Genomic DNA, 12,833 nt, shown 5'->3' on the forward strand with positions numbered 1-12,833 from the left:
TATTTTATGTAGTATTAAAAACTACGTGTTGAGATAAAAGGAGGATTTAATTCATGAATACTTATATTCGGGAGCCGATTAATGGTCTTACTCATTTAGCTGGGGCAATTTTTTCATTTGTAGCATTGTTGGCTTTAATTATTAAAGCCTCACTGAAAACAGGTTCACCACTTGCAATTACCGCAGTCACGATTTTTGGTATTAGTATGATCCTTCTTTATTCAGCATCAGCTACATATCATATGGTTATTGCCAAGGATAAGGTTATCGCCTTCCTAAGACGTCTTGATCACTCGATGATTTTTATCTTAATCGCTGGAACCTACACTCCGTTTTGCTTAATCACCTTAAATGGGGTAACAGGTTGGATTTTGTTCGCAATAATTGCAAGTGCGGCGGTTCTCGGGGTAGTGTTTAAAATGATATGGTTCCATTGCCCAAGATGGTTATCCACTGCACTTTATCTGATTATGGGTTGGATGATTGTCTTTGTCATTTCTCCTCTTGCAGGAAGCATCGCTACCGCCGGGTTGCTACTATTAATCCTTGGAGGAGTATTCTATACGATTGGCGGAGTCATTTATGCAACGAAACCAAAATTCCTTCAATCTAAATTCATGGGATTCCACGAAATATTCCATATTTTCATCATGCTGGGTACCCTTGCCCACTTTCTTTCCATATATTTATTTGTCCTCTAGAAAAGGAGCCTGAACAAAACTAACGGGTTCCATTAACTATCGCAAACATAAAATATGAAATACAAAATGACCTTCAAATTGTATGATAATTTGGAGGTCTATTTTGTTGATATAATAGGATCTCGAAAATTATTTCGGGAGAATCTTTAGGCAATTTGTATATTAAAATGTGGGGGTACAATAGCCAGTGTACCATAGCAAAATACATTACAATTTACTTGCAAATTGGTATACAGAAAGATTAAGTTCAGGCTCTGTTGTAACTAAGTATCGACTTGACTGGAAACGAAAAATAAGCGGAAAAATTCCGTTTAAATTGGGAAATACCCCTATTTCCCGAATAATAAGCGGAGTTTTTCCGCTTATATGGTCCAAATCATTGAATTTTGTCCTATTTAAAGCAGTTAACCGGAAATTCTCCGCTTAAATACGCTTCTTTAGCCTACTTTATATACATTAGGCGGAAATTTTCCGCTTATGAATTCTCATACCTACACAAAAACGACATTTTATAGTGCAAAAAGGATGACAATTTGGTTTGCATTTTCCTGTGCAAATTGACGTTTTGCGATAGGAAACGGAACCCGTTAGAACAAAACAGGCTTCTTTTTTATGCTAACTTTACGAAATCCTATTATCCCTTTAACACCGTATTAAAATACTCATGTTATTCTGAAAAAAAACGTTTAGGGGGCTTTCACTTGGAACGTCCTTCCGTATTAATAATTTCCGAAGAACATGGGCATGGTATCTACCCTGCAGCTAAAGTTATTGCCGATGATCTTCAGCGCAAAGGGTTTAATCCAATAATTTTTAATATAGTAGAGGACATTTGTTCAACACCTTCTACATCATCTTACGTTTCATTGAAAAATAGTCCTTTAACAGGACCCACCTTTTACAAGTGGCTTTATTATGGAACGAATAAACTGAATTTGAAAGGTCTGGATCATTTTTCCGGTTATTTGCTGCGGAAAAGGCTGATGAATTTGATTGCTATTTATAGGCCCATTTTTATTATTTCAACAACCCCTCATATTCCAGAAGGATTGAACCTAAGGGGCAGCAGCTTTTCAATACCAACCTATGCAGTGATTACCGAGTATTGTGTTAACTCGCAGTGGCTCAATCGAACCTTTGACCATTATTTTGTAAGTTCTTTTCGCGTAAAAAAAATATTAATGGAGCATAAAATTAACAAGGCAACCATTACAGTGAGCGGCGTTCCGATTCGTTCTCAATTTAAAAAAGCGGTGGATAAAACATTTATTTTTCAAAAATACCTGATATCCCCCCATAAAAAAATTATTACGCTGCTTGCCGGAGGAAGTCGTCTGCTCAAGCAAGCAAAGGATGTATGCAGTCTTTTATTGCAAAATCCTTCCCATCAGATTGTCGCTATTTGTGGAAAGAATGAAACTCTGTATGAAAGACTCCTTCCACTGGCTATACGGTTTCCTGATAATTTCCGAGTGTTTGACCATGTTGATGACGTTCACGAACTGTTCGCTGTTTCGAGCTGTATCATTACAAAACCAAACGGAGTACATTTAACCGAGGCTGCTGCTTTAAAAACACCATTGATTCTATTTAATCCGGCTTTAGAAAATGAAGTCGATAATGCCAAGTATTTTACAGAAATTGAAGCCGGACTTGTTTCAAACTCTCCAAAAGAAACATTTGAGCTTGTCCATAACCTAACTCGAAGTAAAGAATTATCCGCGTCACTAAGAGATGGCACTGCTAAAATCAGCCCCGATCACTCAGCATCGATCATCACTGAACACGCGATTAAACAACTTCAAACCCCTTGTAACAGCTCCCGCATTGCAACGCACTAAAGCAGCGGGGGACTGTCCCCCGCTGCTTTAATGTGGTGACGCACGAGCACGAACACGAGCACGAGCCAACCGCCACCTATACTATTTAATTAATGCTCACTTTATTAAGTCATACGAAATCATCGCCGGTTTACCGGTCCGCGGGTCAGTGACGATGGTGGTATCAATATTAAATACTTGTTTAATGACTTCAGCAGTCATCACTTGATCGGCTTCACCTTGCTTAACAATCTTTCCTTGCTTAAGGGCCACCAACTGATGCGAAAACCTTGAAGCATGGTTTAAATCGTGAATAACCATAATAATGGTTCTGCCGTCCTGCTTATTTAAGTCTTCGAGCAGCTGCAAAACCTCTAATTGATGGGCCAAATCAAGGTAAGTTGTTGGCTCGTCCAACAACAGCAAATCCGTTTCTTGAGCAATGGCCATCGCAATCCAAGCACGCTGTCTCTGCCCCCCAGATAGCGTATCCACTGCTTGATACTTCAATTCTGCTAAACCTGTAACCTCCAGCGCCCAATCAATCATTTCCCGATCATGCTTGTTTAAGCGCGAAAACCCGGATTGATAGGGAGTTCGTCCGTAAGAAATTAATTCATATACCGATAACCCACCAGGGGCTTCTGGTGATTGAGGTAAAATCGCCAGTTTCTTGGCAATTTCCTTTGTTGGCGTTTCATGAATCATTTTCCCGTCTAAGTAAACCACACCAGATGTTGCTGGATGGAGCCGAGCGACCGTCTTCAAAATCGTTGATTTCCCACAACCGTTTGGACCAAGGATGGAGGTAATCTTCCCAGCTGCAAATTCTAGATTTAACTCTTTGACGATCGTCCGTTCTTCATAGCCAATCGTTAATTTTTCCGCTATCAAAGTTGTCATTCCACATCACCCTCCTCACTTCGTTCTCATCAATAAATATAGAAAATACGGTACACTTACAATAGCTACGACAAGTCCTGCCGGTATCTCAGTTGGAGATAATAAATTCTTGCCGATCGTATCGGCCAATACCAAGATGAGGGAACCGACCAGGGCCGCTGTTGGTACCAGCAGTTGATGTCTAGGTCCAACTAGACGACGGGCTATATGAGGGGAGATCAATCCTAGAAAGGCGATTCCTCCACCGCCTGCCACCCCAAGACCCGCTAAGGCCACGGCTAATAACAGGAGAATAATCCGCTCACGATTCGCACTAATGCCGAGAGCCGTTGCAACAGGACTTCCTAAATTCATCACATTTAATATATGAGCTTTATAAAGAATATACGGAATTAAGATAAGGAACCATGGCAAAAGCGCCCAAATATATTGCCATTGGGTTGCCCAAAGATCGCCCGATAACCAGACAAGTGCCTTAACAAAATCAATTGGATCAAGCCTTAACTGCAATGCAATTAATAAGCCGCCCAAACCTGCATTTACTCCAATTCCTACTAAAATCAACCTAATGGAATGGATCCCCCGTTTCCAGGACAGCACCATAATTAATCCACCAGTTAAGATAGCACCCAAAAACGCAAACAACGGCAACATATAGGCATGAAGAGCCGTTAGCCCACCGGTTGCAGTCTGAAATACAGTAATATAAATGACAACAGCCAGTCCCGAACCGGCGTTAATGCCAAGAATACCGGGATCAGCCAACTCATTTCGGGTAATACTCTGCAAAATCGTTCCGGAAATGGCCATTCCTGCACCTATTAAAATAGCCAACACGATCGCAGGGAGACGAATTTGAAATAAAATTAATTCTAGTTTTGCCGAGCCGCTCCCAATAAAGGTTTGAAACACTTCGTTCGGTGAAATCGAAACAACCCCTAGATTCAAGCTAACCAAACAGGCAAGCAAAAGGAGCGACAGCAGGACAATGGTTGTCCACTTGAATTTACTACGCTGGCTGTCTATACCAATCTACTCCTTTCACTTCTTACCAAATATAGAAAAAACGGAACTCCAATAGCGGCAGTAATGACACCAATCGGGGTTTCATATGGAGGATTAATCATTCTCGCTCCAACATCCGCCAAAACAAGCAATAAACTGCCCAGTACTGCGGAAACAGGCAGCAAGTACCGATAATCCGGGCCAACCATCATTCTTGTAATGTGAGGCACAACCAGTCCAATAAAAGAAACCGTTCCGGAGATTGCAACGGAACTCCCTGTTAATAACAGCACCGTCATTACACTTAACGCATTTATTAAGCGGATGTTTATTCCTAACCCTTTCGTCACCTCTACACCAAGATTTAATAAGGTTAACGGACGAGCCAATATGAAAACGAGCGGAATCGAAACAAGAGCTACAATGGCAAGCATTTTAACTCCTGCCCAATCAGCACCGCCTAACCCGCCTGCATACCAAAAGCTTAACTCCTTGGCTACATCAAAATGCATTGCAATAACAGAGGTCAGCGAACTTAAAAACATTCCAATTGCTACACCGGCTAAGGCTAATTTAACTGGTGCATTTCCACCCTTAGAAATAGCCGCTAAAGAGAATACTAAAAGAACCGCTAATCCAGCCCCCATCATCGAAACGATGACCGAGCCAGTCGAAGTCAGTCCTGGAAAAAACACTAAAGTTACCACTAACGCAAGTGCTGCTCCATAGGATACCCCAAGCAGAGAAGGTTCAGCGAGCGGATTCCGAGTAACCGCCTGCATAATGGCTCCTGAAAGGGAGAGAAAGGCACCCACCATTGCTGCCGTCAACGCGCGCGGCAAACGAATCTCATTAACAATTTGATGTTGGGTAGCTTCTGCGTTAAATTCAAACAAGGCCTGCCAAACAGTCGTTATTTTCAAAACAGTCGATCCATATATAAGTGATGCAGCCAGTGCACCTATTAATAAGATGACTCCGATTATTAAAATCAACCCGGTTCGGGCACCACGCCCTGATGGTGTAACCTCTTGCTGGATAGGATTTTTACCCACCGATAATCAACCTTTCTAAAAAAACCTTACCAATATAATGAGAATGATTTTCATTGTATTTTGAGTATAAAAGTAACAACCGAATGTTTCAAGGTGTTTTCACTATATATAGTGTCGATAATTTGACAATATTTTTTCATAGAAATAGTTGACTACAATAGTGATAATGATTATCATTTTCGTTAGATGAATTAATTATAACCTTTAGGAGGCACCCTCATCATGACTTTTCGAAATAAATATTTAACTGTTATTGTTGGAATTCTGTTTGCTTTATTTTTAACGGCATGTGGAAACGATAATGCAAATAAAGAGGAAGAAAAAACTGCAGCAAAAGAGGTAACGGTAACGGATGCTATGGGGAAAGTAACCATCCCTGCTGACGTTAAACGCATTGTTGCTCCTTATTCAGAAGATGCACTTGTCGCTCTCGGTATTAAACCTGCTGCACAATGGTCGATTGGAACAACTGTCCTTGATTATTTACAAGAAGATTTAAAAGATGTTCCAACGATTGGCTGGGATTTACCATTAGAACAAACAATTGAAGCAAACCCAGACTTAATTGTATTTGGCTCTGCGGCAGCAATCCAAAATGGACAATATGAAGAATACAAAAAGATTGCTCCTGTTTACGTTTATAAAGATGAAGTTGGGGCTGATTGGAGAAAACAACTTCAAGTAATGGGACAATTAGTTGGAAAAGAAGATATCGCGAAGACAAAATTAGCAGAATACGATAAAAAAGTAAAACAAGCCTCATCTGACATTAATGCAGCAATTGGAGATGAATCAGCGGCAATTATTTGGGTGATCGGTGAGCAATATTACCTTTTAGAAAATGGCCGCTTTGCTGCAAAAGTACTTTATGATGATTTAGGAGTAGCACAGCCAAAAATGATTCAAGCCTTACCAAAAGCTGAAGGTGCCGCTTGGCAGCCTATTTCGTTAGAATCATTAGCGGATCTTGATGCAAACCATCTTTTCCTTGCCAGCAAGGCAACTGAACCAGGGCTTGAAAAATTAAAACAAAGCACGATCTACCAAGGACTTACAGCTGTAAAAGCTGGAAATGTTTATGAAATGAAAGACCCAAGCAATTGGAACATTAACGGTCTAATCGCCAATGAACGCACCATCGACCTAATCACCACCGCATTAACGAAGTAACGCACTGGGGGACTTTCCCCCGCTGCTTTAACGCAGAAAAGGTCCTGACATTTTAACAATGTCAGGACCTCTTTATTTCTACCAAGTCCAATTGGTGATGGATAATAACATGAGCGCTGCGGCTGCTAACGCAATGTTTTTCAAGAATTGATTTTTCTCTCCTGCCTTTGCCGTCTGATCTTCGACGCTCCAGAAATTATGCATGGTAAATGCAGAAACAACAAGGAATACAACTAATAAATAAAGTCCCCACTCAACCCAGTATGCGGTAAGAATACTTAATCCCCCAGCCAAAAGCATCAAACCCGTAACAATAACTGACAGCCCAGCAGCAGGAAGCCCCTTATAAGATGCATACTGCTTCATACCTTTGAATTGAAGAAAATGATTTAGTCCGGCAAAAGTGAAATAAAGACCAAACACTGCACGACCAATTAGCCAAAGCCAATCCATACAGCAATCACCCTTCCTGAAAGGTTATGACTTACAGTATGAATATATTCGGCTCTTTGTCTAATATTCCAAATGTCGAGACAAGAATTTACTAATCCTCATCCTTAATATCCAAATCCTCAGGAATCGGTTCATTCAGTATTTCTTCAACCAGTTTTTTATATTTTTCAACTTGCTTAAGATGGGTGTTAAATTGCTCTTTATAAATTAAAAATTGCTCCCCGTCGTGAATCGTGCGGATCTTTTTCTGCTGAATCAGGGTTTTTACCTGAGCTTCTGGCATATGTAAATATTCCGCGGTTTCTTTTATTGTTAGGTACATGGTTCCTATCCTTTCTATCTATAACTAATCCTTACTAGTTTTACTCAAAGAAATAACCTAAGTTTATATTATAAATAATCATGAAAAAATAAAAGTAGTTCATCATTTAATCCTATCATCCAAACAAAAAACTATCTGATCATTTGGTGCATCAGATAGTCCCAATAACAATTTTTCCTACTATATGTTCCTATTATCGAATCTCTACTTCAACCGGTTCCGAAACTAGATTCCACTCTTTGCCATGCATTTGGAAAGTATGGGCTACAAATACATTTACTTTTCCTGGTTCAAGTGCTTTGATAGTATTTCCCTCCACAGCAACACTATTTTGGTCACCTGATACAAATAGTTTCGTTTCAATATTATCTTGCTTATCTTCTCGATAGTGTAAAAATGCCTTTGCCTGAATTGTTGCTGACTCCCCAACTTTTAAGTTCCGTTTTTTAATTGGCGTTTCAAGACGGATTGGTGCATCTGTTAACCATTGTGTATAATCTGTAATGGGTCCAATTAAGCCCTGTTGAAGCTGCTCCCCTAAGTGTTCTTCATTTCTAAATGTCCAATGGAGATTGATCATACCACGCTGACGCATATAGGTTATAAACTCTTCCGATAAACTCCCATAGCTTGCATTTAGTGTTGCATTAACGATTGTTGCGTAGTTAAGTAATTTCTGTGCTTCTTTTAGCTTTCCATCTGTTGTTGATGGAACACCTGAAGAATACAGGTACCCAACACCAATTTGAGGATTTGTTTCATGTGATTTAACAACATCACCTATTTGGAAGCTTTGAGTGAGAACTTGATTTGTCATACCTTCCTCTTCAATTTCTTTTACAACCTGTTCGGCAATCCCGGCCTCTTTGATTTCAACAAGCAATACCACATCTTTCCCTTTAAAAGCTTGTAAATACTCGCGGAATGTCGGAACCTTTTCTCCGGCAAAATCAGCACCATATTTTATTCCAGCATCTAACTGACGGATTTGTTCCAAGGTTAGGCTTGATACTTTACCCGTTCCGTTTGTGGTACGATCCACTGTGTAATCATGCATAATCACAAGATGGCCGTCTTTTGTTCTTTGGACATCTGTTTCAAGTAAATCTGCACCAAGATCATATGCCTTTTGGAATCCAGCCATCGTATTTTCGGGTGCTAATGATGGAATACCTCGATGTGCGGCAACAATTGGACGCTGAACAATTGTATTCTCCGGGTACTGTTTAAACGCACTAATTGTTGAATTCTCATCCCCGGCAATAATTCCATCAACACCTAAATGAATTAAAGCGTGGGCATCACTTTCATTTTCTCCACCAATCCCCCAAACAGAAATGGTACGACTATGCAGATAATGAACTATTTCCGGTGTAATAAGCTTTTGGGGGATGACGGCAACTTTACCGTTATTCCCATGAATGGAGAGTGCCAATTCTTCTAGATCATGTTTATTTAAAGACTCCTTTTTGTATAAAACAGACCCCCGAGCGCTTGGTATACTTTCTTTTATTATTTTGATCATCTCAGCATTTGAAGAAAGGATATGGACATCTTGAAGAGTCTGTTTTTTTATTAATGATTCCAGAGCAGGGATGAGTTTTTCATCTTCAACTTGAAAAATCGGAATCATTTTTCCTCTAACCGCTTCGATTACTTCAGAAAGAGTGGTTCCCTTTACAAACAGTTCGCCTTGTACATTTCCTTCAATTGGTAAAATAATCGAAGAGATACCTTTATTACTCTTAATCTCTTCCACATTTTCAAAATTAGAAATAACAGTCGGAGCATTAACCATATTGGTTTCAGGTTGGTTGGCAAGGAATGCTTTAGAATTCTCCAAAGGAGGCAACAATTCCGAATTAGTAGTGACTTTTACATTATCAAATTGTACAGTTGCACCTGAAGCCTGAAATCCCACATCTCCTTTTATCCATTTTGAAGCTAAATCCGTATCTACCACCAGTTGGCCATTAACAAATTGCTGGACACGGTTTTCTTTTGTGATAATTTTCAAATGATAACTTTTATTGAACTGAAATGGCTCAAAATAAAAAGTCTTTTCAGGCACTTCCCATTGATTTCGTTCATTACGAATCGCAAATTCTAATCCATTTAAAGCATTTGTCCCCCTTCTAACTGCAAATTGATAATAGGGGTAATTTTCGGATTGCACACGATACATCATAGAAGCCCAACGAGTATCTTCGACAGCAGAAAGAAAGGTCATATCTGCCTCAAAAACATAGTCGCCAGCCCCTTCTTCTAAGGGAATAATGACACGGCTAGGTTTTGAAGTTGCAGGGGAGGTCAACAGTAGTTTCCCTTCCTTCGCCATAGCTTGTCCTTCAATCAGTTTCCATCCATTTGGTAATGCTTGTCCATTCAATTGATCAAAGTTTTCTTCAATTAGAACCCTTTCTTGCGTACTAGCATGAACCGTTGTGCTCACTATTTGTGGGACAGAGCCCATACCGAGGGCGATCATACTTGTGATTACAATTGGAGTAATTTTTCTTCCCCGTTTTTTCAATTGCTCTTTCATTAAACCTCCACCTACCTTTTCAAATTTATAAGTTATATTGTTGCAAAGGAAGGTAAAGAGAATATTAAGTTCATCTAAATATTTCAAAGTTCACGAAAATTAATTCATTTTAACTATAATCATTTAATAGAATTGACCTATATAAAAGATCTGATAGACGTAAAAAAAGGATGGGATACTGGCTCCAATCCTCTTTGTTCTGTATTGTATATTTTATAACTCTTAAACTCCTATAGTATAGAAACAGGAAATTGATTTTCTTCGATTAAATAAGATCCTATCGTAATGGAAACTAAGTCGGCAGAGCCTCCAGGACTGATACGAGATTGAATAAATTCTTTATCTAATCTACTAATTGCAGCTAATCCCTCTTTTGTAAATACACTTCCAAGATTCAGTATTTCTTTTGACTTACTTTGAACTTCTCTAAGCATTTCTTGGTTTGTTCTCCATAAAATTGTTGTATCTTCCACGCAGGTCATTAAGGAAATTAACGTATGGATAATGGAGAAATTTAAATCAATCCCCATCTCAATTGCTTCACGAAAAGCGGGTAAACCGGCATTTCTGACTGAAGGAAATCCATCTTCTACCTCGCCCCTTATCCCTCTGGCTTTGTATTTAAGAAATAATTGCTCACCAGCGGTTAATTTCCTGCTCTTCGCATCCATATTTTCAAGTTCTCGCTGGACAATTCCGCTTGTCATAGCTGAGACTACATCAAATATTTTTTCCGCTTCTAACTTTTGGGTAGTCCTTGATAAATACCCTGCAGCACCGCAAAAAAGACCTGATGAAAACAATACTCCTCTTTGAGTATTTACCCCTTTTGTTCCGAAAAGTAACTGCTCCTCACCTTGAACACCAATATTACGGATAGCCTTCAAAAGTTCAGATAATTCCCCATTATGATCAATCCCAGCTTGAGCGCACATGAAAAATGCAGGCGCGACTGAAGCACTGCCAACCATAAAAGTTAAAATGTTCATGTCGTTATGGGCACCATTTGATCTTGATGTAACTAAGCCGGGTTTTGGGTATGAACTAACTTCAAGAAGGATAGCTTTTAAAAAAGCCTCGCCAATCTTCCATGCTTCAGAACTAATGTCCATTTTCTGATATACCATTGTTGATGTCTCCCTAGATAGAAAAAACCCTCATTGATACATACTTGATAATGATAAAAGAAGTAAATGTTCAAATGAGGGCTTTCATATGTTTAATGATTAATAGACTTTAAAAATATATTATCCTAAAATAGCTTTTGTAACTAAGAAAAGGACAGAAGGTGCTAATAAACATCCCAATCCTGTAAAGAACGTTGCGGTCATTGCCCCATAAGGTACTAGTTTAGGATCTGTTGCAGCAAGACCTGCAGATACGCCACTTGTTGTTCCCATTAATCCGCCAAAAACCATTGCAGATCTAGGGTTATTTAATCCAACAAATTTTGCCACAAACGGTGTTCCTACCATTACTAAAATAGACTTAACTACCCCTGCAGCAATACTTAATGCAATGACTTCCGAACTTGCTCCAACCGCAGCCCCGGTGACAGGTCCTACAATGAAAGTTACTGCACCTGCTCCAATTGTAGCAACACTAGCAGCGTCGGAATAACCAAATGCTAATGCTACAATTGCTCCGATTATAAAAGATAAAATTACACCAATAAACAAAGATAAAATTCCTGGAAGACCAGCCTTTTTAATTTCATCAAAATCAGCTCCAAATGCTGTTGCCGTAATCGCAAAATCACGCAGCATCGAACCACCTAAAAGACCCATCCCTGAAAACATAGCAATATCGGAAATTCCCTTATCGCCACCGGTTACAATTCCACCAATATAGGCAAGGATTAGCCCAAAAATAATGGCAATAGCCGAACCGTGTATTCTGCCCTTAGTCAAATTTTTTGATAAAAAATAAGAAAAGTACATGGTAATCCCGACAATAGCAAAACTCATTACTAGACCATTCTTTACAAATATGGCACTTGCAATATCAAGCATGCTTTTTTGCTCCCTTCATACCGGAATCTTGTGTCTTTTTATTTTGTCCAATTTTGCTTAGTACTGGAATTAGAGCAAAACAAGCAACTACAGAAAGTACTCCCGCAAGAATTGCAATCGTACCGCCACTCAAAGCCGAAACCACATTTTGTTGTGCAGTCATTGCGACTACTATTGGAATGTACATTGAGCTCCAAAACGCTATTCCTTCTTGAGATGGCTTACTTAATTTACCTTTTTTAATTAAATTGTTTACAACCAATATAAGTAACAGCATCGCGATCCCAACGCCACCGACGTTAGAATCAATGCCAAGAGCCATTCCTAAAACATCGCCTAAGAATATGCCTACAAAAAAGCAACATGATAATACAGTAATCCCATAAATCACCATATAAAGCACCTCGAATTTAGTATTCATTCGGTACAGCATTTAATATGGGTAATGAATTGACAAATACCCATATATTGTTTTATCCTAATAATAAGTTAAACATAGTAGAATCTTATTGAATGCCCATTTCAAACTTCGATTTTACTATCTTTAAGAGACCGCTCTAACCCTTTTGGTTGGAGCGGTTAACTGTTACTAATTATTCAATTACCATAATGATGCTGCCCGCATCAACACGGTCTCCACCTTGGAATTTGATCTCTTTTACCACTCCATCTACCGGTGATGGAAGTGGTTGCTTCATTTTCATTGCCTCCATTACTGCAACGATGTCTTTAGTTTTGATTGCATCACCAACTGCAACCTTTAGTTCTAGTAATACTCCTGGCATACGTGATTTGATTTCCATTGTGTACGTCTCCTTTTATAAATATAATTGTGGAAAAATTTTAC

13 protein-coding genes are annotated in these 12,833 nt (G+C 39.2%); 3 read left to right on the forward strand and 10 right to left on the reverse strand.

Annotated features, from left to right (window positions below):
- The first annotated feature begins 53 nt into the window (after positions 1-53).
- Positions 54-701: a PAQR family membrane homeostasis protein TrhA gene (trhA, locus tag ACI48O_RS01735; protein WP_435559973.1), complete on the forward strand. Its 648-nt coding sequence runs from the start codon at positions 54-56 to the stop codon at positions 699-701.
- Between the two features lie 701 nt (positions 702-1,402).
- The gene (locus ACI48O_RS01740; protein ID WP_435559974.1) at positions 1,403-2,542 is read left to right on the forward strand and encodes an MGDG synthase family glycosyltransferase; all 1,140 of its coding nucleotides are present in this window, start codon (positions 1,403-1,405) and stop codon (positions 2,540-2,542) included.
- 96 nt (positions 2,543-2,638) lie between these two features.
- Here ACI48O_RS01740 and ACI48O_RS01745 read toward each other — a convergent pair whose 3' ends face one another.
- From ACI48O_RS01745 to ACI48O_RS01755, 3 genes are read right to left on the reverse strand one after another with little or no spacing between them, the layout of a single operon-like run.
- Complete coding sequence (locus tag ACI48O_RS01745) at positions 2,639-3,424, reverse strand: ABC transporter ATP-binding protein (RefSeq protein ID WP_435559975.1); 786 nt, start codon at positions 3,422-3,424, stop codon at positions 2,639-2,641.
- 15 nt (positions 3,425-3,439) lie between these two features.
- Complete coding sequence (locus tag ACI48O_RS01750) at positions 3,440-4,450, reverse strand: FecCD family ABC transporter permease (RefSeq protein WP_435560023.1); 1,011 nt, start codon at positions 4,448-4,450, stop codon at positions 3,440-3,442.
- Complete coding sequence (locus tag ACI48O_RS01755; RefSeq protein ID WP_435559976.1) at positions 4,447-5,484, reverse strand: FecCD family ABC transporter permease; 1,038 nt, start codon at positions 5,482-5,484, stop codon at positions 4,447-4,449. Before ACI48O_RS01755 ends, ACI48O_RS01750 begins: the two co-directional genes overlap by 4 nt.
- A 222-nt stretch (positions 5,485-5,706) precedes the next feature.
- Here ACI48O_RS01755 and ACI48O_RS01760 point away from each other — a divergent pair, with 222 nt between their 5' ends.
- Complete coding sequence (locus ACI48O_RS01760; protein WP_435559977.1) at positions 5,707-6,654, forward strand: ABC transporter substrate-binding protein; 948 nt, start codon at positions 5,707-5,709, stop codon at positions 6,652-6,654.
- Positions 6,655-6,732: 78 nt separating this feature from the next.
- Here ACI48O_RS01760 and ACI48O_RS01765 read toward each other — a convergent pair whose 3' ends face one another.
- From ACI48O_RS01765 to ACI48O_RS01795, 7 genes are all read right to left on the reverse strand, one after another.
- The gene (locus ACI48O_RS01765) at positions 6,733-7,107 is read right to left on the reverse strand and encodes a DoxX family protein (protein WP_435559978.1); all 375 of its coding nucleotides are present in this window, start codon (positions 7,105-7,107) and stop codon (positions 6,733-6,735) included.
- Between the two features lie 91 nt (positions 7,108-7,198).
- Positions 7,199-7,429 carry an excisionase family DNA-binding protein gene (locus ACI48O_RS01770; protein ID WP_435559979.1) on the reverse strand — a complete coding sequence of 77 codons (231 nt, stop codon included), beginning with the start codon at positions 7,427-7,429 and terminating at the stop codon, positions 7,199-7,201.
- 193 nt (positions 7,430-7,622) lie between these two features.
- Positions 7,623-9,974, reverse strand: a complete 2,352-nt coding sequence (locus ACI48O_RS01775; RefSeq protein ID WP_435559980.1) for a glycerophosphodiester phosphodiesterase family protein — start codon at positions 9,972-9,974, stop codon at positions 7,623-7,625.
- 230 nt (positions 9,975-10,204) lie between these two features.
- Positions 10,205-11,101, reverse strand: a complete 897-nt coding sequence (locus ACI48O_RS01780) for a triphosphoribosyl-dephospho-CoA synthase MdcB (RefSeq protein ID WP_435559981.1) — start codon at positions 11,099-11,101, stop codon at positions 10,205-10,207.
- A gap of 120 nt (positions 11,102-11,221) precedes the next feature.
- Complete coding sequence (gene madM, locus ACI48O_RS01785; RefSeq protein ID WP_435559982.1) at positions 11,222-11,986, reverse strand: malonate transporter subunit MadM; 765 nt, start codon at positions 11,984-11,986, stop codon at positions 11,222-11,224.
- Positions 11,979-12,380, reverse strand: a complete 402-nt coding sequence (gene madL / locus ACI48O_RS01790) for a malonate transporter subunit MadL (protein ID WP_435559983.1) — start codon at positions 12,378-12,380, stop codon at positions 11,979-11,981. Before madL ends, madM begins: the two co-directional genes overlap by 8 nt.
- 199 nt (positions 12,381-12,579) lie before the next feature.
- Positions 12,580-12,789 (reverse strand): acyl-CoA carboxylase biotin carboxyl carrier protein subunit, encoded by a 210-nt coding sequence (locus ACI48O_RS01795; protein WP_435559984.1) that lies wholly within the window; start codon positions 12,787-12,789, stop codon positions 12,580-12,582.
- Positions 12,790-12,833 lie beyond the last annotated feature (44 nt).

Origin of the sequence: Neobacillus terrisolis, assembly GCF_051233475.1 — a bacterium.
In the GTDB taxonomy this organism is placed as follows: Bacteria; Bacillota; Bacilli; order Bacillales; family Cytobacillaceae; genus Bacillus_BU.

Coding starts and splice junctions, on each gene's coding strand:
- trhA (WP_435559973.1), top strand. CDS start 54: ATGAATACTTATATTCGGGAGCCGATTAATGGTCTTACTCATTTAGCT.
- ACI48O_RS01745 (WP_435559975.1), bottom strand. CDS start 3,424: ATGACAACTTTGATAGCGGAAAAATTAACGATTGGCTATGAAGAACGG.
- ACI48O_RS01760 (WP_435559977.1), top strand. CDS start 5,707: ATGACTTTTCGAAATAAATATTTAACTGTTATTGTTGGAATTCTGTTT.
- ACI48O_RS01765 (WP_435559978.1), bottom strand. CDS start 7,107: ATGGATTGGCTTTGGCTAATTGGTCGTGCAGTGTTTGGTCTTTATTTC.
- ACI48O_RS01770 (WP_435559979.1), bottom strand. CDS start 7,429: ATGTACCTAACAATAAAAGAAACCGCGGAATATTTACATATGCCAGAA.
- ACI48O_RS01775 (WP_435559980.1), bottom strand. CDS start 9,974: ATGAAAGAGCAATTGAAAAAACGGGGAAGAAAAATTACTCCAATTGTA.
- ACI48O_RS01780 (WP_435559981.1), bottom strand. CDS start 11,101: ATGGTATATCAGAAAATGGACATTAGTTCTGAAGCATGGAAGATTGGC.
- madM (WP_435559982.1), bottom strand. CDS start 11,986: ATGCTTGATATTGCAAGTGCCATATTTGTAAAGAATGGTCTAGTAATG.
- madL (WP_435559983.1), bottom strand. CDS start 12,380: ATGGTGATTTATGGGATTACTGTATTATCATGTTGCTTTTTTGTAGGC.
- ACI48O_RS01795 (WP_435559984.1), bottom strand. CDS start 12,789: ATGGAAATCAAATCACGTATGCCAGGAGTATTACTAGAACTAAAGGTT.